At 56.2% G+C, this 22,160-nt stretch carries 19 protein-coding genes and 2 tRNA genes; 6 read left to right on the top strand and 15 right to left on the bottom strand.

Going from position 1 to position 22,160, the window contains the following annotated elements; all coding sequences use genetic code 11:
- Positions 1 to 82: 82 nt before the first annotated feature.
- The 6 genes from folD to FDP08_RS01355 all read right to left on the bottom strand — a co-directional run bounded on the left by folD (position 83) and on the right by FDP08_RS01355 (position 5,469).
- Complete coding sequence (gene folD, locus FDP08_RS01380; RefSeq protein WP_137434255.1) at positions 83 to 976, bottom strand: bifunctional methylenetetrahydrofolate dehydrogenase/methenyltetrahydrofolate cyclohydrolase FolD; 894 nt, start codon at positions 974 to 976, stop codon at positions 83 to 85.
- 13 nt (positions 977 to 989) lie between these two features.
- Positions 990 to 1,913: a methylenetetrahydrofolate reductase gene (locus FDP08_RS01375; protein WP_137434254.1), complete on the bottom strand. Its 924-nt coding sequence runs from the start codon at positions 1,911 to 1,913 to the stop codon at positions 990 to 992.
- Between the two features lie 49 nt (positions 1,914 to 1,962).
- Positions 1,963 to 3,111 (bottom strand): glycine cleavage T C-terminal barrel domain-containing protein, encoded by a 1,149-nt coding sequence (locus FDP08_RS01370; RefSeq protein ID WP_137434253.1) that lies wholly within the window; start codon positions 3,109 to 3,111, stop codon positions 1,963 to 1,965.
- Positions 3,112 to 3,307: 196 nt separating this feature from the next.
- Positions 3,308 to 4,180, bottom strand: coding sequence for a formyltetrahydrofolate deformylase (gene purU / locus FDP08_RS01365; protein WP_137434252.1), 873 nt, complete (start codon positions 4,178 to 4,180; stop codon positions 3,308 to 3,310).
- A 254-nt stretch (positions 4,181 to 4,434) separates the two neighbouring features.
- Positions 4,435 to 4,510: transfer RNA gene (locus FDP08_RS01360), tRNA-Gly, on the bottom strand.
- A gap of 356 nt (positions 4,511 to 4,866) precedes the next feature.
- A complete protein-coding gene (locus tag FDP08_RS01355; RefSeq protein ID WP_137434251.1) occupies positions 4,867 to 5,469 on the bottom strand; it encodes a DUF924 family protein in 603 nt (200 codons plus the stop codon).
- 97 nt (positions 5,470 to 5,566) lie between these two features.
- Here FDP08_RS01355 and FDP08_RS01350 point away from each other — a divergent pair, with 97 nt between their 5' ends.
- From FDP08_RS01350 to FDP08_RS01340, 3 genes are all read left to right on the top strand, one after another.
- Positions 5,567 to 5,950, top strand: a complete 384-nt coding sequence (locus tag FDP08_RS01350; RefSeq protein ID WP_137434250.1) for a sirohydrochlorin chelatase — start codon at positions 5,567 to 5,569, stop codon at positions 5,948 to 5,950.
- A gap of 25 nt (positions 5,951 to 5,975) precedes the next feature.
- Positions 5,976 to 6,881 (top strand): TIGR01777 family oxidoreductase, encoded by a 906-nt coding sequence (locus FDP08_RS01345; protein ID WP_137434249.1) that lies wholly within the window; start codon positions 5,976 to 5,978, stop codon positions 6,879 to 6,881.
- Between the two features lie 86 nt (positions 6,882 to 6,967).
- Positions 6,968 to 7,043, top strand: a tRNA-Glu gene (locus tag FDP08_RS01340).
- Between the two features lie 17 nt (positions 7,044 to 7,060).
- Here the strand turns inward: FDP08_RS01340 and ccoM are convergent.
- Positions 7,061 to 7,222 carry a cytochrome c oxidase subunit CcoM gene (ccoM, locus tag FDP08_RS20660; protein WP_170978947.1) on the bottom strand — a complete coding sequence of 54 codons (162 nt, stop codon included), beginning with the start codon at positions 7,220 to 7,222 and terminating at the stop codon, positions 7,061 to 7,063.
- Positions 7,223 to 7,464: 242 nt separating this feature from the next.
- Here ccoM and FDP08_RS01335 point away from each other — a divergent pair, with 242 nt between their 5' ends.
- From FDP08_RS01335 to pta, 3 genes are read left to right on the top strand one after another with little or no spacing between them, the layout of a single operon-like run.
- Positions 7,465 to 9,879: a bifunctional diguanylate cyclase/phosphodiesterase gene (locus FDP08_RS01335; RefSeq protein WP_137434248.1), complete on the top strand. Its 2,415-nt coding sequence runs from the start codon at positions 7,465 to 7,467 to the stop codon at positions 9,877 to 9,879.
- A 27-nt stretch (positions 9,880 to 9,906) separates the two neighbouring features.
- Entirely contained in the window at positions 9,907 to 11,103 is a 1,197-nt protein-coding gene (locus FDP08_RS01330) for an acetate/propionate family kinase (protein ID WP_137434247.1), read from the top strand.
- 26 nt (positions 11,104 to 11,129) lie between these two features.
- Positions 11,130 to 13,283: a phosphate acetyltransferase gene (gene pta / locus FDP08_RS01325; RefSeq protein ID WP_137434246.1), complete on the top strand. Its 2,154-nt coding sequence runs from the start codon at positions 11,130 to 11,132 to the stop codon at positions 13,281 to 13,283.
- A 24-nt stretch (positions 13,284 to 13,307) separates the two neighbouring features.
- Here pta and der read toward each other — a convergent pair whose 3' ends face one another.
- The 8 genes from der to rlmN all read right to left on the bottom strand — a co-directional run bounded on the left by der (position 13,308) and on the right by rlmN (position 22,115).
- Positions 13,308 to 14,732, bottom strand: a complete 1,425-nt coding sequence (der, locus tag FDP08_RS01320) for a ribosome biogenesis GTPase Der (protein WP_137434245.1) — start codon at positions 14,730 to 14,732, stop codon at positions 13,308 to 13,310.
- Positions 14,733 to 14,794: 62 nt separating this feature from the next.
- Positions 14,795 to 15,967, bottom strand: coding sequence for an outer membrane protein assembly factor BamB (gene bamB, locus FDP08_RS01315; protein ID WP_137434244.1), 1,173 nt, complete (start codon positions 15,965 to 15,967; stop codon positions 14,795 to 14,797).
- Complete coding sequence (locus tag FDP08_RS01310; protein WP_137434243.1) at positions 15,967 to 16,623, bottom strand: YfgM family protein; 657 nt, start codon at positions 16,621 to 16,623, stop codon at positions 15,967 to 15,969. The genes bamB and FDP08_RS01310 overlap by 1 nt, the downstream gene beginning before the upstream one ends.
- A 51-nt stretch (positions 16,624 to 16,674) precedes the next feature.
- Positions 16,675 to 17,955 carry a histidine--tRNA ligase gene (hisS, locus tag FDP08_RS01305; RefSeq protein ID WP_137434242.1) on the bottom strand — a complete coding sequence of 427 codons (1,281 nt, stop codon included), beginning with the start codon at positions 17,953 to 17,955 and terminating at the stop codon, positions 16,675 to 16,677.
- 40 nt (positions 17,956 to 17,995) lie between these two features.
- On the bottom strand, positions 17,996 to 19,114 hold the full coding sequence (gene ispG / locus FDP08_RS01300) for a flavodoxin-dependent (E)-4-hydroxy-3-methylbut-2-enyl-diphosphate synthase (protein WP_137434241.1): 1,119 nt from the start codon (positions 19,112 to 19,114) through the stop codon (positions 17,996 to 17,998).
- Between the two features lie 3 nt (positions 19,115 to 19,117).
- On the bottom strand, positions 19,118 to 20,161 hold the full coding sequence (locus FDP08_RS01295; protein ID WP_137434240.1) for a RodZ domain-containing protein: 1,044 nt from the start codon (positions 20,159 to 20,161) through the stop codon (positions 19,118 to 19,120).
- A complete protein-coding gene (pilW, locus tag FDP08_RS01290; protein ID WP_137437184.1) occupies positions 20,151 to 20,915 on the bottom strand; it encodes a type IV pilus biogenesis/stability protein PilW in 765 nt (254 codons plus the stop codon). The genes FDP08_RS01295 and pilW overlap by 11 nt, the downstream gene beginning before the upstream one ends.
- 87 nt (positions 20,916 to 21,002) lie before the next feature.
- Complete coding sequence (gene rlmN / locus FDP08_RS01285) at positions 21,003 to 22,115, bottom strand: dual-specificity RNA methyltransferase RlmN (RefSeq protein ID WP_137434239.1); 1,113 nt, start codon at positions 22,113 to 22,115, stop codon at positions 21,003 to 21,005.
- Between the last annotated feature and the right edge of the window lie 45 nt (positions 22,116 to 22,160).

The raw sequence follows: 22,160 nt of genomic DNA, 5'->3' as shown, positions 1-22,160 counted from the left end.
CGCAGTTAAACATCTTCAATATTTAAGCCGGTATAGCAAACATCGCTGTCATAGTTACGCCGCAGATTAGATGTTCCGTCTATCAGGCTGTCAGACCTGCGGGTTCAGGAAGGAAATGCACACGACAACATGCCGCGACTGTGTTGGCCAATAGACAAGCAATGGTCATCGGGCCGACACCGCCGGGTACCGGTGTGATCGCTCCTGCAATATCTTTCGCAGCGTCATAATCGACATCGCCGACCAGCCGCGTGGTGCCGTCCCCCTGTTCAATTCGATTGATTCCCACGTCAATCACTGTGGCACCCGTTTTGAGCCATTCGCCCTTGACGAATAGAGGCCGCCCTACAGCGGCGACGACGATATCCGCACCATTTACGAAATCCGGCAGATTCCTCGTACGCGAATGCGCCACGGTTACGGTGCAACTCTCGTTCAGCAGCAACTGTGCCATGGGTTTGCCCACAATGTTCGAACGCCCGATCACTACAGCGTGTAACCCTGCCAGGTTACCGCAATACTCGCGAAGCATCATCAGGCACCCCAAAGGGGTGCAGGGCACCATAGCCCGCTGCCCAGTGGCAAGCAGGCCAGCATTGGAAATATGAAACCCGTCCACATCCTTTGACGGATCAATCGCATTGATAACCAACGCTTCGTCAAGGTGTTGCGGCAAGGGAAGCTGGACGAGAATACCATTAACCGATGGGTCAAGATTGAGCTGTTCAATCAGTGCCAAAAGTTCGGCTTCCAGCGTATCTGCGGGCAATCTGTATTCGTAAGAGTGCATGCCAACCTCGACGGTCCGCTGTCCCTTCGAGCGAACATAGACCTGGGATGCTGGATCCTCTCCGACCAGCACAACCGCCAGCCCGGGAGTTATTCCTTGTGTCTGCTTGAGGTGCGAAACGTGCTCAGCCACACTTTCAAGCAGTACAGCCGCGAACGCTTTTCCGTCGATGATCCGGGCAGTCATGTGTGTTTCCTTCTCAGTTTGCTGGCCGACCTGCAGCCCCGCCATTTTCGGTGACCCAATTCGCATTTGTTTCAATACCGCCCAGCGGAAAAAAATGCACCTGCTCAATGCCGAAGGCTGGGTGCTGCTCTTTATACTCAGCCAGCTCAGACAACAGTTCGGTTGGCTCATAGGGCAATAGTAGCTTGGTGACGTCCTTGGCGCGGCGTTGCAAGACCTTCATGCTGGGACCTACGCCACAAGACAAAGCGTATTTCATCAGGGTCTGGAGTCTGGCCGGGCCAGCCACGCCGATATGGATTGGCAGATCAATTCCCTCGTCCGCTAGCCGATTGGCCCAGGCGATAACCGGAACGGCTTCGAAACAGAACTGGGTAGTGATCGCAACTCGCGCATCAGTCCGCCGGGAAAAAGCCTGCTTCCAGTTCAGGGCTTGCATAACCATCTTGTCAGAACCATCGGGATCGATATCGCGGTTACCCTCAGGATGCCCGGCAACGTGCAGGTGCCCGAAGCCATCGAAGAGTCCTGTCTCGATCAGCTTCAAGGAGTCTTCGAATTCACCAACCGTAGTAGTGCGGCCGCCACCCAGAAGCAATGCCTGTGTCACACCTGCCTCGCCCTGATATCGGGCGATCCAGCCAGCCAGCTCAGCATGGTTCTTTATTATGCGGGCAGGAAAATGTGGCATGACCGGGAACCCCTCATCGGCCAGGCGACGAGCGGTGCGGACCATATCCTCAATCGGTGTTCCGTCTATATGAGCTATATAGACGCGGGTACCTTCAGGCAGGATGTCACGAAAACTCGCCACCTTTTCGGCGGTCCGCGGAGTGACCTCAATCGAATAGCCACCAAGGAAGTTCTGCAATAGGCGGGATGTCTGATCGTCTTTGCTGGCAGCGGCGGGTTTACCAGAAAAGGAAAACAGTGCCATAAAATCTCTCCTGTCTGCCGGCAGTTAGCCGGGCTCTGTTTCTATAAATTCAGGCCACTGCGATTTTTTTGTTAGGGTCAAAGAACGGTCTTTCGACCACAGTGGCTGTTGTTTTCCCTTTAGGCATATCAACATCGAAGGTCGTCCCATGGTCTGCAAATTCCGCACTAACCATGGCCAGCGCAATATTCTTCTCCAGACGTGGCGAGAACACCGCCGAAGTAACCTTGCCCACGCACTCACCGTCTTTTTCCAGCGCCCAGAACCGGGTGTTGGGACCCAACAGTGCAGGACCGTCGATCACCAGACCAACGTGCTTGCGAGAGACACCTTTTTCACGGATCCGTTTGAGTGCGGCCTTGCCAATGAAGTCTGCTTCCATATCCAGATCAACCAGTCGATCAAGCCCCAGCTCATATGGATTGGTACTGCTGTCCATATCGGCGTGGTAGGACAGCATTCCGCCTTCAATACGTCGAATTGTCGACGTATGACCTGGCTTGAGACCAAATGGGGAACCTGCAGCCATGATCTTCTCCCACAGTTCTTCACCCTTAGAAGCATCCTGCAGATAGAGTTCATAGCCTAACTCGCTGGACCAGCCGGTCCGGGAAATGATCAGAGGAATTCCGTCAAGGTCATAGGGGCGTAGCCAGAAATAACGGAGGTCAGTAATGCTCTCTCCGAATAGCGTTTTCATGATCTCTCCGGACTTCGGACCTTGCAGTTGAAGCGGAGATACTTCTGGTTCGCGGATTTCCACATCGAGATCAGCATTAATGGCCACACCCTGCGCCCACAGCAAAATGTCGCTGTCAGCCAAGGAAATCCAGAAGCGATTTTCCTCGAGACGCAGCAGGATAGGATCGTTCAGAATTCCACCCTCAGCGTTTGTAATCAGCACATATTTACACTGACCCACAGCACACTTTGAAAGATCTCGGGGAGTAAGCAGTTGAGCAAATTTTGCCGCATCGGGGCCAGTGATCTCGACCTGACGTTCGACCGCAACATCGCAGAGAATCGCGTCGTTTACCAGGTTCCAGAAATTCTGCTCGGGATCACCAAAATCGCGAGGGATATACATGTGGTTATACACCGAGAACCCGTTGGCGCCCCAGCGCACGGTTGCCTCGAAGTAGGGAGATTTTCGGATTTGTGTTCCAAAGCCAAATTCTTTTTGTTCGTGCTTACCCATTTTTTCGTCCTCTTATTGTGCGATCGCATCCCTGTCCCTGGTCGTGACATCGGACGCAACCAAAAACACATCACCAAGCAAATAATATGAGGAACTGGCCGAAAACGGGGCCTAAACGGAGGCTGGAAAAACGGAGATCCGGACTATTTTTCTGTGCCCTTTAGACTGTTCAGGCTAAAGGCAGACAGGGCACTCACTAATGTCCCGGGAAGACAACAGTTTTGCTCCCATTGAGGAAGCAGCGTCGCTCAACATGCAGCTTAATCGCCCTTACCAGTGCAAGACGTTCAGTATCGCGTCCTTTTGCTATCAGGCCCTCCGGCGTATAGGTATGATCCACCGGCTCCACTAACTGGGTGATGATCGGCCCTTCGTCCAGGTCTTTACTTACGTAATGCGCGGTGGCACCTACCAGCTTCACCCCTTTTTCATAGGCCTGATGGTAAGGCTTTGCGCCTTTGAATCCCGGTAGCAGCGAATGGTGAATGTTGATGGCTCGTCCGTGCAACTTTCTGCACAGATCATCGGACAGCACCTGCATGTAACGAGCGAGCACCACCAAATCGGCGTCGACTCTCTGGATAATCTCCCATACCTCGGCTTCCTGCTGCAGCTTTGTTTCCTCAGTAATGGGCAGGTGGTAGTACGGGATGTTGTGCCAGTCTGCCAGCGCTTTCAGGTCCGGGTGGTTAGATATGATCGCTGGAATCTCGATATTGAAAGCACCCGTGCGGTAGCGATGCAAAATATCCTCCAGACAATGATCATACTTTGATACAAGAATAACCAGCTTGTCCGGAATCGATAAATCTCGCAGATCCCACTCAGCGTCAAAGGCTTTGGCCCGGTCAGCAAACTGGCTCCGCAGACTTTCTTCAGAAAATTCGCCGTCACCGATGTAGTGAAACTCTACACGGAAGAAGAACCGTTCAACATCATTGTCATCAAAAGTGTGTATCTCATAGGCATAACACTCGTGCCTATATAAGCACCCAATTATCAAATCAAGTACACCCAGTTTGCTACCCGAGCTTCCGGTAAGAATATAGGTTTTTTTATTGGTATCCATAAACCTGGTCCTTTGATAATTCCATTCGCCAACTTTTGCCTCTGGTCATGACATTGGATTCAGCCAAAATACGTCATCAGGAAAATGATATGAGGAAGTTGCCGAAAACGGGGACTAAACGGAGGCTACAAACATGGATATCAGGACTATTTTCCTGGGCCCTTTGGACTGTTCAGGCTAAAAGCAGAAATGGTGGGGTCGCTATAACGAAAAAACCCGGTCTTCTCATTTGAGAGGACCGGGTTTCCGGAAACTGGAGCGGGAAACGAGATTCGAACTCGCGACCCCAACCTTGGCAAGGTTGTGCTCTACCAACTGAGCTATTCCCGCTTAATCAACGGAGGCGTATTCTACGGATTCATCCTTCCCCGTCAACTGTTTTTGTCGACCGATTTCTCAGTTTTCTGTTCGCCGCTCTGCCATTGAGCAGGCTATCGCAGCCCATACCCAGTGTGACGTTCACTAGCAGCGCCGCATCTCTGGCATCAGTTCCTGGATATCACGGAAATAGTAGGTGGTGGCTGCCAGCGGCACGTCGGCTTCACGCGCTACGGCCCGTGAGTGATGCACTCGGGGCAAAACAACCCGGGCTGGAATTATTGTTGGTTTTTGTAAATTCTGCCGTATCCCCGGCCTTGAAACATTGATGAAATTGGCACTTCGGCCTTCCGCACCTCAATCCGACGCTATTGGCCGAAACGTTTTCCCGACTCCAGATAGACCTCCTCTTCCGGGGTGGAGCTACGCTTCAATGCCTTGTTCCGGTGAGGAAACCGGCCGAACCTGCTGATAATCTCGCGGTGATCCCTGGCAGACTGCAGAAAACTTTCCATGAAGTCGCCAGCAATGCCACCAGTGGCAGAAGCCAGCTGCTCGTAGCAATCCACAGAAAGCTTCTGGTCTTCCACTCTTTCCGAATGCTGCAGCGGCATATAGAGAAATGCCCGCTGCACCGCCGGCAACGCCATGTCATGCCCACTACGCATCGCGCTCTTGCAAAGCTTGATGGCCAGCTTGTCATTATCGAACGCCAGGGCCCCGCCCCGGTGGATCTGGCGGGTGAACTGGTCCAGCAGAATAATCTCGGCCAACGCTCCACCCGGCACGCTTCTCCAGTGCCGTAACCCGTCTTCGGAAGCAAACAGCACCATGGAGATGAATCGCCGGCGGATCTCCTGATCAAAGGCGCGGGAAGGGCGAAACCAGCGAGTGCGGTGTTCGCTGTCCGGCAGCCCGTGTTCATCAAGTTCACCAAACCAGAAATCCAGAATCTCTTTCCAATCGAACATATGGTTTACCCTGTTGCATTGTTACAGGCCGGCTTTGGTGCCGGCGCTGCTACACTCTACGATAACTACCAGGCTTTTGGTCATATCAGGAGACACCATGAATAACGACCCCAGAATCATCCTTCTTGCGCACGGAAGCAGTGACCAGCGCTGGTGCCAGACCTTTGAAAAGCTCGCCACACCCACGCTCGAATCGGTAGCCGGCTCCCGCATTGCTTACATGGAACTGGCAGAGCCCTCGCTGGAAACCATTATCTCCGAAGGCAAAAAAGACGGCATTGGTGCATTTACCATCATTCCGCTGTTCCTGGCCGCTGGCCGTCACCTGAGAAAAGACGTACCGGGAATGATAGAGGAGCTCCAGGTGACTCATGATGTCACCATTACCCTGGCTCCACCGATCGGGGAAAACCCGCAGTTGGGCCACGCAATACGGGATGTTGTGGCCCAGGAACTGGAAAAACAGAAACAGCCTGCGTAACAATTCGAGAAAGGAGCGGATGGCCATGGAAAAACGGATTCTGATCACCGGCGGCACCGGCTTTATTGGCCAGGTATTGTGCCAGAAGCTTATTGCTGACGGGCACAGCCTCACCGTTCTAAGCCGGCAGCCGGCCCACAATGTCCAGGCGGTGTGCGGCCGCGTGGAGCCGTTAAACGATCTGGACGAGCTCCGCGGCGCTGAAGGTTTCGATGCAGTGATCAACCTTGCCGGGGAAGGCATTGCGGACAAACGATGGTCCGAAGCACGCAAGCAGGAACTCATGGACAGCCGTATTGCCCTTACCAACCAGCTTGTGGATGTCATAAGGAGTTGGAAAACGCTTCCCGCCGTTCTGGTATCCGGCTCGGCTGTCGGGTTTTACGGTGATCAGGGCAGTCACCGGGTCACTGAAGACACCCCGCCCCACGATGAATTCACCCATCGTATGTGCAGCGACTGGGAACAGGCCGCTCTCAGGCTCGACCCCTCAGGAGTGCGGGTGTGCCTGTCCCGCACAGGCATAGTAGCGGGGCCCGGAGGTGGTTTTCTGCAACGAATGTTGCTGCCATTCAAGCTGGGGCTCGGAGGTCGACTGGGCAACGGTGAGCAATACATGCCCTGGATACATCGTGACGATGTGGTCGCGGCCCTGATATGGATGATGGAGACCGACACTGCCAGTGGCGCCTACAACGTGGTCAGCCCTAACCCTGTAACCAACCGGCAGTTCACCCGGTGCCTCGCCGGCGTTCTTGGCCGGCCCGCCATCTTTCCGGCCCCGGCACCAGTACTGAAAATCGTACTGGGTGAAATGTCCCGGTTGCTACTGACAGGGCAAATGGCGATTCCCGAACGCCTCGAAGCCGAGGGGTTCCGGTTCAGGTTTCCTGATCTCACCCCCGCCCTTGCAGATGCGACGAGATACTGAAGGTTTTTCAGAAAACTGTTTGACAGCCCGCAACTCCTTAATTAATATACGCGCCACCTCGACGAGGCAAGGTTTTGAAGCGATGCGTCCCCTTCGTCTAGTGGCCTAGGACTCCGCCCTTTCACGGCGGCAACAGGGGTTCGAACCCCCTAGGGGACGCCAATTTCTTCTCTTGCCCGTTACTGCTTGTGCCCCTTCTGCGTTGGTGCGTCAGAGTGCCTGCCATGGTCTCCGAGCTGATGCTTGGAATCCTTGAATACGAAAATCCCCACACCAACAAAAAAACCAACCATCAGTAGAACGGTTACAATGCCTGCAATAACAACTGCATCGGTATACATAGCCATATCCTCCGGGCGATCCTGATTAATTACGCCCAGATTACGCTCGCCTCCCCGCCAGCATATTGATTTGAGTCAATGGCACCACCGTCGGCAAGGTTGTCAAAATCCTGAACCGCGACACATTTCTCCCGATTTTTCCAGTATTTGCAAGGCATTTGCGAGAAACTACTGCTATAGTCCTGTGAACATAGCCTGACCATTCGTAACCAAACCTCCCGAGGGCGGCCGAAGTATAGGACATGCAAAAACTTTTGACTCGCCTGCAACGATTTAGAACCGGGTCCCCGCTGTCCTTCCGGCTGCTTGCTTACATCCTGCTCTTCAGTTCCCTGTTCACGCTGATTTCTTCAGCGGCCCAGATCTATTCCGACTATCGCAAGGACCTGTCCCAGATTGACCGGCGGATGAAAGTGATTGAAACCGGTTATACCTCCAGTCTTGCCCGAAGCCTCTGGGCGCTGGACCAGAAACTGCTGCAAACCCAGCTTGAAGGCATACTCAGCCTTCCGGACATCGTCCATCTGCGGTTGAAGATCGAACCGGACTCTGAACTGGTCATGGGTGAGATCCCCCGTGAGGCAAAAACCACCACGCATACCTTTGACCTGACCCATCAGGGCGATGACATGTTCACCCTTGGGCAGCTCACCGTGACTGCCGATCTCAGGCGGGTGTATTCCGACATGCGGCGCAAGGTTGTCGTAGTACTGACGACCCAGTTTTTCAAAACCTTCTTTGTGTCGATACTGATCATCTGGATATTCCAGTATTTTGTAACCCGGCACCTCAGCACCATGGCCAACTACGCCCGCAACTTCTCCCTCAACAATCTCTCCCGGCCACTGCAACTGGACCGACCGGATACGTCGTTGAACCGTAACGACGAGCTTGCCCAGGTAACGGAAGCCATTAACCAGATGCGGGAACGTCTCAACGACGACCTCGAACGTCAGGAGCGGGATGCTGAGGAAATCCGCAAATTCTCCAAGGCCATAGAGCAAAGCCCATCGTCAGTGCTCATTTGCGACCGCCAGTGGCGCATCGAGTTTGCGAACCAGAAGTTTACTCAGCTTACCGGTTATGATGCCGAAGCCATCATTGGCAAACACCCAGGCGTGCTTTCCGAGGAGGCCCACGCCCATCGCGAGAACCGACAGCTGTGGCAGTCGATCCGCCTCCAGGTTCAGCGTGTCGGCGTCTGGCAGGGTGAGATAAACAGCGTTCGCAAGAACGGTGAACGATTCTGGGAACAACTGATTGTCACTCCCATCAAGAATTCCAAATCAGAGGCAACCGGGTACCTTATCCTCGGCGAGGATATCAGCATCCGTAAACGCTACGAACAACAGCTCCTGCGGCAGGCGAACTACGACATCCTCACCGGGCTTCCGAACCGCATGCTGGCGCTTGACCGGCTCAAGCTGGCGCTGGCACAGGCGCGACGGGAAAGCTCACTCGTCGGCGTCATGTTCCTTGATCTGGACAACTTCAAGCATATCAACGACACCCTCGGGCACGACGCCGGCGATAACCTGCTGATTGAAGCAGCCCGCCGTATCTCAAGCTGCCTGCGCGGCACCAGCACCGTTGCCAGACTCGGCGGCGACGAATTCCTGGTGATACTGCCAGGCCTGACCGGGCCTGAAGCCACCTCTCAGGTGGCTGAGCGTATCCTCAAGACGTTCGCCCCTCCCTACCTGCTCAATGGACAGGAAGTCTTTGTTACCACCAGTATTGGCATCGCCATTTTCCCCAATGACTCAGATAACAGCGGCACCCTGCTTCAGCATGCCGATGCCGCCATGTACCAGGCCAAGCACAAGGGCAAGAGCGCCTACGCACACTTTGCCCCGGAGATGACCGAAGTGTCTCACGAGCGGTTGCAGATGGAATCGCTGATGCGTCGTGCGCTGGAACAGAACGAATTCGAACTCTACTACCAGCCAATCGTTCGTACCGATTCCGGCGAACTCTGCTCGGCCGAGGCACTTCTGCGCTGGAACAGTCCTGGCCTGGGAATGGTCATGCCTGACCGTTTTATCCCCCTGGCAGAAGAAACCGGTCTGATTACACCCATCGGGGAGTGGGTACTGCAGGAAGCCTGCCTGGCAGCCATGCGCTGGAAAGAGTCCACCGGCACCAGCATCGGCATATCGGTGAACGTTTCTCCCCGTCAGTTCCGGGATCCGGGTTTTATCAATGCCGTGATGAATGCTCTGGACAGCAGCGGGCTGGAGCCCCAGCAGCTGGAACTGGAGATTACAGAACGCCTGATTCTGGACAACACCATCGAAACCGCCGATATACTGCGACAGCTCGACCAGTCCGGCATCCGTCTCTCAGTGGATGATTTTGGTACCGGCTATTCTGCACTCAGCTACCTGAAGAGCTATCCCTTTGATACCCTGAAAATAGACAAATCCTTTGTCCAGGATGTCATGAAAGAGCAGGACGATGCGGCCCTCGTCAAAGCCATCATCAATATGGCCCACAGCCTTGGCCTGAGGGTGATTGCCGAAGGCGTCGAGGAGGAGGCACAGACCCACTTCCTCCAGCGGGAGGGCTGCGACTTCTCCCAGGGCTACTTCTACAGCCGGCCCTTGCCGGAAAGTGAGTTCCGGGATTGGCTCAGAACCAACCATCGCGTCCGCTGAAAAGCCACTGATTAAAACGGATGGATCATGGAAGGAACGATACTTGTCGTCAATTGTGGCAGCTCGTCGCTCAAAATTGCCCTGTTTGACGAACAGCTGAACAAGTTAGCCAGCGGTCTCGCTGAGCGGCTCGGCACAGACGATGGCTTCGCCACGGTGAAAGGCCGTGCGGAACGGATTGAGCTTGCAGCCGGTGCCGACCACCAGGACGCGCTGAACGCTCTGGTGGCCGTGTTGCAGGACAGTGGACTGCTGGATGCCGCACCGGCAGCCATCGGGCATCGCGTCGTCCATGGCGGCGAAACCTTTCGCGCAGCGGCGCTCATCAACGAAGACGTGCTGGACGCCATCAAAGACTGTGCAAGCCTGGCACCGCTCCACAACCCCGTTAACCTGACGGGAATCGAGGCGACTACAGCCCTTTTCCCGAGCACGCCCCAGGTGGCAGTATTCGATACCGCCTTCCACCAGACCCTGCCCCGCAAAGCTTATCTCTATGCGGTTCCCCTGCAGTTATACAAAGACTGGGGCGTTCGGCGTTACGGCTTCCACGGCACCAGCCATCAGTTTATGGCGAATGAAGCCGCCCGGATTCTGGGCAAAACACCCGCCACTACCTCCATTATTTCGGCCCACCTGGGCAATGGCTGCAGCATTACCGCCATTCGTGACGGTAACAGTGTTGATACCAGTATGGGGCTGACGCCGCTGGAAGGTCTTGTAATGGGCACTCGCAGTGGTGATGTGGACCCGGGCCTGTTTGATTTCCTGGCCCAAAAGGGTGTGGACTCGCGGGAGGTTCACCGCCTTCTTAATAACGACAGCGGCCTTTTGGGGCTGTCGGGCCAGACCAACGACATGCGCTCACTGTGCGAGCTGGCCGATCACGGCCATGAACCGTCACAGACAGCCATTGACGTTTTCTGCTTCCGGCTCGCCCGCTATATAGGCGCCATGATGGCCTCCCTGAACCGTCTCGACGCTCTTGTTTTCACCGGTGGCATTGGCGAAAACAGCAGCCTGGTGCGAGAAAAAACACTGGCGCACCTGAGCCTGTTCGGATTCACCATTGACGACGAGTTGAATAACCATCACGGCAGCATCAGCGATGGCCATATCGAGGGCGCAGACAGTCGCTTCCGTGTTCTGGTCATTCCCACCAACGAAGAACTTGTAATTGCCAGGGAAGCTCTGGCCTCCGCCAGGCCCGGTATCCCTGGCTAACCAAGGATCAACGCAGGAAGCCCTCCATGGCAAAGAACCTCTATATTGCGCCAACCTCCCTGAATTCCGGGCTGACCTCCGTCTGCCTGGGGCTGCTCCGCGCCCTTGAACGGGTGGGCGTCAGCGTGGGGTTCTATAAGCCGTTTTCTCAGTCAGTCCACGAGGGCGAGGCCCATCATAATCGCGGTGAAGACACGTCTGTCGCATTCGTTCGGGCCCGTAGCCATCTGGAGCCTCCCGAGCCCATGGGTCTGAAGACGGCGCAGAACCTTCTCAACACCGGCAAGGCCAACCAATTGCTGGAAACGATCGTTGGCGAGTACCAGAAAGTAGCCAGGACGGTTGATGTGGTCATCATTGAAGGCCTGGTACCAGATCGCTCCGAAGCCTATATCGCCAGGTTGAATGTGGAAGTCGCCCGCAATCTGGGTTCCGAAGTTGTGCTGGTAAGCACCCCTGGGCAGACCGATCCGAAAACCCTGGATGAAGAACTGGATTTTTACGCCCGGCTGTTCTCCAGCCCCTCCGACCCGGAGGTCATCGGCGTCGTTCTCAACAAAGTCGGGGAACCTGACGAGTCAGAATTTACTCCACGGGTGAATTCCCGGGCCTCCGACGAAACGGTTGATTACGGCAAGGCCTGCAAGGTCTTCAGCGAAGGCCGCTACCGGCTGCTTGCAGTCATTCCCTGGCAGCCGGAACTCCTGGCGTCGCGGGTATCAGACATTGTCCGTGAAATGGATTCGGAAGTGCTCCATGAAGGGGAGATGCACACTCGCCGGGTCCAGAAGGTCACTGTCAGTGCCCGTACCATTCGCAATATGGTGGATACCCTGAAACCGGGAACACTCATGGTTACACCGGGAGACCGGGAAGACATCATAGTGACCACGGCGGTAGCTGCACTCAATGGCGTGCCCCTGGCCGGCATAATGCTCACCGGAGGACTGATGCCTGACGACAGAGTGGTGGACCTCTGCCGCCGTGCACTGGAAACCGGGCTTCCGGTCATGAGAGCCGAAACCAATACCTATGAAACCGCTCACCGGCTGGCCAACCTCTCCCCTGCGATCCCGGTGGATGACCCGGACCGGATAGAAAAGGCCATGGAAGCCGTTGCAACCCGGATCGACGCCGAGTGGCTCAGGGAGCACCTGAAGGTCGAACGCCAGAGCCGGTTATCGCCACCGGCTTTCCGTTACCTGCTGTCGGAACGTGCCAGGGCCGCGGCCAAGCGCATCGTGCTGCCTGAGGGCAATGAACCGCGTACGGTTCAGGCCGCAATTATCTGCCACCAGCGTGAACTGGCCCACTGCATCATGCTGGGCGACCGTAATGATATCGCCAATGTCGCTCGGTCCCAGGGGCTGGAACTGCCGGACGACATGGAAGTCATCGATCCTGCCGAGGTCCGCAAAGACTACATCGCCCCCATGGTAAAGCTTCGACAGCACAAGGGTCTGGCCCCCGATATGGCCGAAGCAATGCTGGAAGACAATGTGGTTCTCGGAACCATGATGGTGGCTGAAGACAAGGCTGATGGCCTGGTATCCGGGGCCGTGCACACCACCGCCAACACGGTGCGCCCGGCCATGCAGCTGATCAAGACCCACGACCACGCCAAGGTGGTCTCGTCGGTGTTCTTCATGCTGCTGCCGCAGCAGGTTGTCGTCTATGGGGATTGCGCCATTAACCCCGACCCGAACGCCGAGGAGCTGGCCGATATCGCTATCCAGAGTGCCGGTTCAGCGGAAGCCTTCGGTATTGAGCCGGTGGTAGCCATGATCAGTTACAGCACCGGAGAATCCGGCAGTGGCAAGGACGTGGAAAAGGTGCGCGAAGCCACCCGGATTGCCCGGGAAAGGCGCCCTGACCTGCTGATTGACGGCCCCCTGCAATACGATGCCGCGGCCATCGAGAGCGTTGCCAAAAGCAAGGCGCCGAACAGCAAGGTCGCCGGTAAGGCCACGGTGTTTATCTTTCCGGATCTGAACACCGGTAACACAACCTACAAGGCCGTTCAGCGTAGCGCCAATGTGGTGAGTATCGGCCCCATGCTTCAGGGCCTGAGAAAACCGGTGAATGACCTTTCCCGGGGCGCGCTGGTGGAAGACATTGTCTTTACCATTGCTCTCACCGCGGTACAGGCCAAACAGGTAGAGGATGCTGGGTTAATCTGACGGGTCAGCCCTGCCCTGGCAGGCCTAGCGTTTCTTGCTCTTCATTCTCGCTTTCTTCTTTACCGGCCGGCCTTTCTTGATGTCATTATCCTGCTTGACCTTCTGGCGGGGCGTCAACCGACTCACCTTGTTGGCAAACGGGTTCTCACCGGAGCGGAACTCAAAGCGGATGGGCGAGCCGACTACCTTCAGGACCTTGCGGAAGGTGTTCTCCAGATAGCGCTTGTAGGCACCCGGTAACGCATCTGTCTGGTTGCCGTGCACAACAATAACCGGAGGGTTGGAACCACCCTGGTGAGCATAACGGAGCTTGATGCGGCGTCCCTGCACCAATGGCGGCTGATGCTGTGCGGTCGCATCCTGAAGAATCGCAGTGAGGCGGTTCGTTGGCCACTTGGCCATCGCGGATTCGTAGCAGGCGTGGACCGAGTCGTACATCACGCCAACGCCAGAGCCGTGAAGCGCAGAAATATAATGCTTGTCGGCATAGTCGAGAAAATCCAGGCGACGCTGAACCTGCTCTTTCACCTTCACCTTGTCTTCCGGATCCATGCCATCCCACTTGTTGACGGCAATCACCAGCGAGCGGCCCGCATCCAGCACAAAGCCAATCAGGTGCAGGTCCTGGTCCACCAGCCCTTCCCGGGCATCGATCACCAGAATAACCACGTGGGCATCATCGATGGCCTGCAGCGTCTTGATGATGGAAAACTTCTCCACCGTTTCACTGACATTCTTGCGACGGCGCACACCTGCGGTATCGATGAGCGTGTACTGATGATCCATCCGCTCGTACGGAATGTACACGCTGTCCCTGGTGGTCCCGGGCATGTCGAACACCACAACCCGGTCTTCACCCAGCATACGATTGACCAGCGTGGATTTGCCCACATTCGGACGACCGACAATCCCGATCCGGATCCCGGGGTATTTATCTGCCCGGTCCTGGGCTTCACGCTCCTCTTCTGAGGGCAGCAGCTCCTCAAGCATTGAACGGATGCCACGATTGTGGGAAGCCGCGATCAGAAAGGTAGACTGGAAACCAAGGCCATGGAAATCAGAGGCAGCAATGTCCGGGTCCTGACCGTCGGTCTTGTTGACCACCAGGTGCGCCTGCTTGCCGGTTTTACGAAGGTGATCGGCAATAAGCTCGTCACCACCGTTCAGGCCGGCCTTGCCGTCCACTAGGAACAGCACGATGTCGGCCTCCTCAACTGCCTGCATGGAGTGGCGGGCCATCTCCGCATCCAGGCCTTCCTCGCCGCCGGTGAGACCACCGGTATCAATGACAATAAACCGCTGGCCCTCGTAATTGCCCTCACCGTATTTACGGTCGCGGGTCAGGCCGGGAAAATCCGCTACAAGCGCATCCCGGGAACGCGTCATCTGGTTAAACAGTGTCGACTTGCCAACGTTGGGACGCCCGACAAGTGCAATTACAGGGGTCATAATCTTTCGCTACACAGTAAACAGGGCCAGCGCTTCACAGCGATATGGCCGGAAAGGAACGCTCAGTCGCGCTCCCGGATTTTAAGAACAGACATTTCACCGCTATTGCCGTAAACCAGAAGGTTCCCGTTCTGCAGCCGCTGAAAAGGCACTCGCAAACCGTCGTCGTCAAACTCAAGCTGGCCCTGAAGGCTACCATCCTCCAGTGACAGCATGTGGATGTAACCTTCATAGTCTCCGACCAGCAGATAGTCTCCATAAACGATCGGCTGGGTAGGCTGGCGCCAGGATAACCTGTCCTGAACCCACAATTCCCGACGATCAGAGCCACGATAAGCGGTAATATTACCATCGGCGCCGGCGACAAAAATATTGCCGTTACCAATCATGGGCGACTGCAGGCTGGATTCCTTCCGGCTCCATATCTCCTGACCACTTTGCAGGTCAACCAGGGCCAGCTTGCCCTGATAACCCACCACCATGGCCGCACTTTCCAGAATCAGTGGCTCACCGGCAACATCCACCAGCCTTTCCAGCTCGGTACGCCCCTGGGGCTGGCCTACTTCATACTGCCATACCGGTTGCCCGGACTCGGTAGAAAGCGCCATCAGTTTGCCATTGGCCAGTGAGGCCAGAACCAGGTCTGCACCCACCAGTGGTGACGCGGCAGCCCTCATGGACAGTACCGGCACATTGCTGTCGTATTGCCAGGCCTTTTCGCCACCGTTGGTATTGAAAGCAAGCACTTTGCCGTCAATGGTCTGGACCACCACAAGGCGCCCGTTCGACTGCGGAGAAGCCAGCGCTTCGTTGGGCAACGGCTGCTCCCACAGCTCGGTGCCATCCTGCCGCGACAGGGCTTTCAGCTGCGCATCACGGGTGACCAGGTAAAGGTTGCCCTGGTCTCCGCCCACTCCGGCAGTGATATCCTCGTCCAGATCCTGATACCAGGCGACTGCTCCGTTTTCCGGATCAACCGCCCAGATCTCGCCCTCTGCCGATGATGCGTAGAGCATGTCGCCAGCATTCAGCGGTGCCAGATAAAGGAATTTGTCGTCGTGACCTTCGCCGACACCCATGGTCCACACACTTTCCAGTTCGACAGTGGCGGAGATGTCAGGCACTGGCTTGGGCTGCTCAAAGGTATCCGTGGTGCTGCAACCGGCCAGTAGTGCAACCACCAACAGGCCAATCAGAGTAACCGAACGCATCTGCCCTTTAAACAACAGGGGCATCAGGCTCCCTCCCCTACGCCAAGGTCTGATAGCTTGAGTTCAAGAATGCCGCTGCGCCCCTGCTGGTTTTGCTCCCTGGCAGCCAGGTAGGCATCACGGGCACCGTCGCGGTCACCCTGTGCCAACAGGATATCGCCTTTCAGTTCAGTGAAAATCGCACTGAAGGTACCGGCATCGTCCACATTCTCAATCCTGGCGAGGGCTTCTTCGTACTGTTCGGCCGCAAAATGGGCGCGGGCCAGCCGGTTACGGATTACCAGGGCCAGGGGACCGGAGTCACCCGCTTTTTCCTGTGCCCAGGACAACGACTCAATAGCGGCTTGCGGGTCACCCTGTTCCATCATCTGTTGCCGCGCCAGCATCAACATACCGTAGATGGCGAAGGCGCTGTCGCTGTACTCTTCCCTCAACGACTCAGCCACGTAGGCCACAGTCTCGGCGCGGTTTTCATCACTCTCATCGCTGTACGCGTTGATCAGGTCCGCGAACTGGGAGGCAGCCTCGGTACGCTGCTGCATCTGATGGTTCTGCCATGCCTGCCAGCCAAATACGATGGCCAGTGCCGCAGCAATACCAATCAGGAGCGAGCTGCCATTATTCTTCCACCAGTCCTTGATTGCCTGGACCGTTTCTTCCTCAGTGCGCATTTCAGCCATGATGACTCCTGTAATAAATGGTTATTGTGCCTGTAGCCTTTCGGCCCGCCATCAGCGGCCCAGCAATTCTTCCAGTACGCCGGCAAGTTCAGCCTGGCCAACGTCCTGCTGTGGTTCATCCGACCGCAGCGGCTTCAGAGCCACCGTGCCCGTGGCCAGTTCGTTCTCCCCGAGAATAACGGCATAACGGGCACCGCTGCGATCCGCCTTTTTCATCTGGCTCTTGAAGCTGCCGCCGCCACAATGGCTCATTATTCGCGCTTCCGGTAAGGCAGACCGCAGTGATTCCGAAAGTGCCAGCGCTGGTGCCACCGCCGCATCACCCATGGCGGTCACATACACATCCACATTGCCGTTAGCACTGGCCGGAACAAGGTCCAGGGTCTCCAGCAGCAGAATCAGGCGCTCAAGCCCCATCGCAAATCCTACGGCATGGGTGGGTTTGCCGCCCAGTTGCTCAACCAGTCCGTCATAGCGGCCGCCGGCACACACAGTACCCTGTGCGCCCAGGCTGTCGGTGATCCACTCGAACACCGTTTTGCCATAGTAATCCAGCCCACGCACCAGTCGCGGATTCACGGTGTAACGGACACCGGAGGCATCCAGCAGTGCGCGAAGCTCCCGGAAATGCTCCACGGACTCCTGGTCGAGATAGTCATCCAGCCTGGGCGCATCCGCCAGAAGCTGCTGGGTCTGCGGATTTTTGCTGTCAAGAATACGCAGGGGGTTGGACTCCAGACGGCGTAAACTGTCTTCGTCCAGCTGATCCCGATAACCCGAGAGATAGACCACCAGGGCCTCCCGGTATTCACGACGGGCCGCCGATGTGCCAATGGAATTGATCTCCAGGCGGGTATGCTCAGCCAGCCCGAGTTCGCGCCAGAGCCGTGCAGTCAGCACTAACAGTTCCGCGTCGATATCCGGGCCGGTCATGCCAAAACATTCCACACCGATCTGGTGGAACTGGCGGTAACGACCTTTTTGTGGGCGTTCATGACGAAACATTGGCCCGGTATACCACAGGCGCCGGGTCTGGTTGAAAAGCAGGCCGTGCTCCTCAGCAGCGCGAACGCAGCCTGCGGTGCCTTCAGGGCGCAGGGTCAGACTGTCGCCGTTACGGTCTTCGAAGGTGTACATTTCCTTCTCGACAATGTCCGTCACTTCGCCGATAGACCGCTTGAACAGGTCAGTCTGTTCCACGACCGGCATACGGATTTCCTGATAGCCGTATTGCGCAAGTACCCGCCTGACTGTGCTTTCCACAAACTGCCATACCGGCGTCTGTTCTGGCAGGATATCGTTCATCCCGCGAATTGCCTGGATCTTAGCCAAGTTACTACCTTATCTGTTTCAGTGATTTGGCGATCTGCACTCAGTCGGTCGAGCGGGTAATGATCGCGTCTTCTTTTTCCTTGCGACGTGCAACTTCCTCTCGGATCAGTCGCTCCAGGTCGTCGGTCAGGTTGGCGTTATCAAGTTTCTGGTTGGGCTTGCCCGACATGTAGAACAGGTTCTTCGGGCTTCCGCCGGTGAGGCCAAGATCTGCCACTTTTGCCTCACCCGGGCCGTTGACGATACAGCCGATAATGGCCACGTCCAGCGACTCGTTGACGTCTTCCAGGCGGGCCTCGAGATCGTTCATGGTCTGGATAACGTCAAAGTTCTGCCGCGAACAGCTCGGGCAGGCAACGAAATTTATGCCGCGGCTACGCAGGCGCAGGCTCTTGAGAATATCGAAGCCAACCTTGATCTCCTGCACGGGATCGGCCGCCAGGGACACCCTGATCGTGTCGCCAATGCCGTCCATCAACAACATGCCCAGGCCAATAGACGACTTCACGGTACCGGAACGGAAACCACCTGCTTCCGTGATACCAAGGTGCAGGGGCTGCTCAATCTGCTTTGCAATCAGACGATACGCCGCCACGGTCATGAATACTTCGGAGGCCTTGAGGCTAACCTTGAAATCCTGGAAATCGTGCTTGTCCAGAATGTCGATATGGCGCATCGCCGATTCCACCAATGCCTCGGGGGTCGGCTCGCCATATTTGCGCTGCAGGGCTTTCTCCAGTGAACCGGCATTCACGCCGATCCGGATCGGAATGTTACGGTCACGAGCAGCGCTGATCACCGCACTGACGCGGTCATCCCGACCAATATTGCCGGGGTTGATCCGCAGGCAGTCCACACCGAGCTCAGCCACCCGCAGCGCAATCTTGTGGTCAAAATGGATGTCTGCCACCAGCGGCACGGATACCAAAGAGCGGATCTTGCCGAAAGCCTCGGCCGCGTCCATGGATGGTACAGATACCCGCACGATGTCAGCACCGGCTTCCTGCAGTGCCTGGATCTGGCCGACCGTTGCAGCCACATCGCAGGTATTGGTGTTGGTCATGCTCTGAACAGCGATCGGCGCGTCCCCGCCTACGGGAACATCGCCCACCATTATCTGGCGGGATTTACGTCTTTTGATCGGAGATTCGTGAATCATAAATCAGATATCCAGCGTGAATTCAGCACGATTATTGACGACTCGGAAACCGGACATATCCACCGGCTCACCATCAAAACGTATGGATTCGATGGCATCAACAGCGCCAACAATCACCTCGATAGGCACCCTGCCGGAGACTTCGATCCGGTCGCCATTCCGCTGCAGAGAGCCCACCAGACGATTGCCCGCGGAATCCGTCACCTGAACCCAGCATTCATCGCTGAACGTCATTTCCAGACGGGCGCTTCCAACTGCGGCGTTCGGTTGCGCGCTTTCCTCAAATGCAGGTTCCGGGGCACTGGTGACTACCGCCACCCGGCTCTCGTCAATGTTATCGGACGATACTGTCACAGGCTCCTCAACTGGCCTGCCCGCCTCACCGGGCTCACTATCGGAAGCCAGTGTGAGCTCCCTCTGTTGCTCAGAGGGTGCTGGCACACTCTCGTCCGTTACCGTCGGCTCATCAATGACCGGTTCAGGATCCACCGCAGCCGTAGCGGCATCTGACGCATCGCTGCTGTCGGGCTCAGGCTCGACGGTCTCTGTGCTGTCGGGCTCAGGCTCGACAGTCTCTGGTGCAGCATCGGAGCTGTCAGGCTCTGCCGGTGCAGGCGTTGTTATGCCCGTATTGTCCAGAAAACGAAGACCAACGAAAACCGCAATGGCAATCACCAGAAGGAAAAAGAGAAGCTTTGCCATCCGGCGTTTCTGACGCCTGCGGCGTTCAATATCCACCAGCGGATTCAATTCTTCCGCCTGCGCTTTTTCCTGCCGTAGCGGTTCCAGTTCCTTGTCGAGTGTCGCGATCACCGCATCCGGGTCCAGATCGACCTGGCGCGCATAGGTTCTGACATAGCCCTTCAGGAACAGTTCACTGTCGATCTGCCTGTAATCACCATCCTCGATGGCATGAATGACCGCCGGGCGCAGATGCTGCGCATCAGCCACAGCCGAGACACTCAGCCCCTTCTGCTCCCGCGCGCGCTTGAGTTGCTGCCCTGCGGGTTCACTCACCACTGGCTGTTGTGTGTCATCACTGTCCATTTGCGATCATCACCCTGTATTGTTGGTATTCGACAGAGTTCGGGAAATTGTTCTTCAACTGCAGCGCCAGGCTTGACGCCTGGTTCCGGTCACCAAGTTGGTGAGCAATACGAATTCCCGTGTAGAGACTTTCCGGGGAGTGGCGAAGGTTCTTGTTTCGCTGCATCAGAGTCGTCAGACGGCTGTAATGGCGAGAAGCCGCCTGATAGTTCCCGGACTCCACCAGCGTGCGTGAAAGGGCAAGCAGCGACCTGGCATCGCCACGGGACAATTCAACAGCCCGTCGATAGGCAGTAACCGCGCCCTCAAGGTTGCCGATTCGCTCTTCAGTCAGGCCCAGATTGAAAAATACCGACGCTCTCTCGCCATAACCCGTGTCCCTGGAAGCTGCGAGGAACTGATCACGAGCCTCTTCAAACCGACGCTCCCCATAAAGATAGGCGCCGTAGTAAACCCGTCCACGTGTATAGTCCTGATCGTTCTCCAGAGCCCTTTTGAAAGAACGCTCTGCGAGTTCCGGTTCACCCTCGGACTGATAGACCAGCCCCATGGCTGCCAGTGCGCCCGGGTTCTCGGGTGAAATCTCGAGAGCCCTATCAAGGTGACTCCTGGCCCGATCCAGATTACCTTGACCGATATAAGCCGTCGCCAGCTGAACGTAGTTCCTGACCGCCTTGTCCCGGTCGGCTTCACGGGCGAAGCGGCTATCGGTGTTGGTCACACAGCCTGTGACAAACATTGCCAGCAACACCATGGCAAATGCGGCCCGGATCCGGTTTACTGGTTCAGATGTCACAGTTGGCAATTCCTCTTGTTTTCAGGGGTAAAATCTCACCCGGGTTCATGGACTGACCTGGTGCACCTGTATGTAACGCTGGCTTCTTTTCGTGCGATCTTCCACCCTGCCCACAAGCTGTCCGCAAGCGGCATCAATATCATCGCCGCGGGTTGTTCTGACGGTTGCAACATACCCCGCTTCATTAAGAACCGTCTGAAAACGACGGGTGGCGTTCATGCTCGGCCGCCGGAAATCACTCTCCGGAAACGGGTTGAAGGGAATCAGGTTGATCTTGCACGGCAGACCACGCAACACAACAGCCAGCTCTTTTGCATGCTCAGGCTGGTCATTGACCCCTTCGATCACCGTGTACTCAATGGTCGCCTTGCGTTTGTCGGGCAAACGGGCCAGGTAGCGGCGGGTGGCTGCCAGCAATTCCGAGATCGGGTACTTTTTATTCAACGGCACCAATTGGTTACGCAATTCATCATTAGGGGCATGAAGCGAAATGGCCAGTGAAACATCGGTAACCTCGCCCAGCTTGTCTATTGCCGGAACCACGCCAGACGTGCTCACCGTGACCCGCCGCTTGGAGATTCCGTACGCCAGATCCTCCATCATCAGGTTCATGGCATCAACCACGTTATCGAAGTTCAGCAGCGGCTCCCCCATTCCCATCATCACGACATTGGTAATCGGGCGATCGGGGCCTGGCTCAAAGGGCATGAACGCTTTGCGGGCAACCCAGACCTGGCCGATAATTTCTGCGGCAGTCAGGTTACGGTTAAAGCCACGCTTTCCTGTTGAGCAGAAGGTACAGTCCAGGCTGCAGCCAATCTGTGAGGAAACACACAGGGTGCCGCGCTCGCCATCGGGAATCAGCACGGTTTCGACACTGTTGCCGTTATCCATGCGCATGACCCACTTGCGGGTACCGTCTTTCGACGATTCATCGTAGACCACTTCCGGCCCGCGAATCTCGGCCACTTCCTTCAGCTTCTCCCGCAGCACCTTGCTCATATTGGTCATTTGATCGAAGTCATCAGCACCGCGCTGATGAATCCACTGCAACACTTGTGTTGCCCGGAAACTCTTCTCCCCCAGGGATTCGAAGAAAGCCTCCATTTTGGCCTTCGGCAGTCCCAGAAGGTTGGTTTTCTCAGCAACAGCTGTCATTTCATAACCTCGATCAGATAACCAATCCAGGCCGGGAGAAACCCC

Origin of the sequence: Marinobacter panjinensis (assembly GCF_005298175.1) — a bacterium.
Taxonomy (GTDB): domain Bacteria; phylum Pseudomonadota; class Gammaproteobacteria; order Pseudomonadales; family Oleiphilaceae; genus Marinobacter; species Marinobacter panjinensis.
Note: the sequence above shows the minus strand (reverse complement) of the source record. Positions and strands in the feature narration are given on the sequence as shown.

Coding starts and splice junctions, on each gene's coding strand:
- FDP08_RS01355 (WP_137434251.1), bottom strand. CDS start 5,469: ATGTTCGATTGGAAAGAGATTCTGGATTTCTGGTTTGGTGAACTTGAT.
- FDP08_RS01310 (WP_137434243.1), bottom strand. CDS start 16,623: ATGGCTGAAATGCGCACTGAGGAAGAAACGGTCCAGGCAATCAAGGAC.
- folD (WP_137434255.1), bottom strand. CDS start 976: ATGACTGCCCGGATCATCGACGGAAAAGCGTTCGCGGCTGTACTGCTT.
- FDP08_RS01375 (WP_137434254.1), bottom strand. CDS start 1,913: ATGGCACTGTTTTCCTTTTCTGGTAAACCCGCCGCTGCCAGCAAAGAC.
- ccoM (WP_170978947.1), bottom strand. CDS start 7,222: ATGTATACCGATGCAGTTGTTATTGCAGGCATTGTAACCGTTCTACTG.
- der (WP_137434245.1), bottom strand. CDS start 14,732: ATGACCCCTGTAATTGCACTTGTCGGGCGTCCCAACGTTGGCAAGTCG.
- ispG (WP_137434241.1), bottom strand. CDS start 19,114: ATGATTCACGAATCTCCGATCAAAAGACGTAAATCCCGCCAGATAATG.
- FDP08_RS01335 (WP_137434248.1), top strand. CDS start 7,465: ATGCAAAAACTTTTGACTCGCCTGCAACGATTTAGAACCGGGTCCCCG.
- purU (WP_137434252.1), bottom strand. CDS start 4,180: ATGGATACCAATAAAAAAACCTATATTCTTACCGGAAGCTCGGGTAGC.
- FDP08_RS01350 (WP_137434250.1), top strand. CDS start 5,567: ATGAATAACGACCCCAGAATCATCCTTCTTGCGCACGGAAGCAGTGAC.
- FDP08_RS01370 (WP_137434253.1), bottom strand. CDS start 3,111: ATGGGTAAGCACGAACAAAAAGAATTTGGCTTTGGAACACAAATCCGA.
- FDP08_RS01345 (WP_137434249.1), top strand. CDS start 5,976: ATGGAAAAACGGATTCTGATCACCGGCGGCACCGGCTTTATTGGCCAG.
- FDP08_RS01295 (WP_137434240.1), bottom strand. CDS start 20,161: ATGGACAGTGATGACACACAACAGCCAGTGGTGAGTGAACCCGCAGGG.
- pta (WP_137434246.1), top strand. CDS start 11,130: ATGGCAAAGAACCTCTATATTGCGCCAACCTCCCTGAATTCCGGGCTG.
- FDP08_RS01330 (WP_137434247.1), top strand. CDS start 9,907: ATGGAAGGAACGATACTTGTCGTCAATTGTGGCAGCTCGTCGCTCAAA.
- bamB (WP_137434244.1), bottom strand. CDS start 15,967: ATGCCCCTGTTGTTTAAAGGGCAGATGCGTTCGGTTACTCTGATTGGC.
- pilW (WP_137437184.1), bottom strand. CDS start 20,915: ATGGTGTTGCTGGCAATGTTTGTCACAGGCTGTGTGACCAACACCGAT.
- rlmN (WP_137434239.1), bottom strand. CDS start 22,115: ATGACAGCTGTTGCTGAGAAAACCAACCTTCTGGGACTGCCGAAGGCC.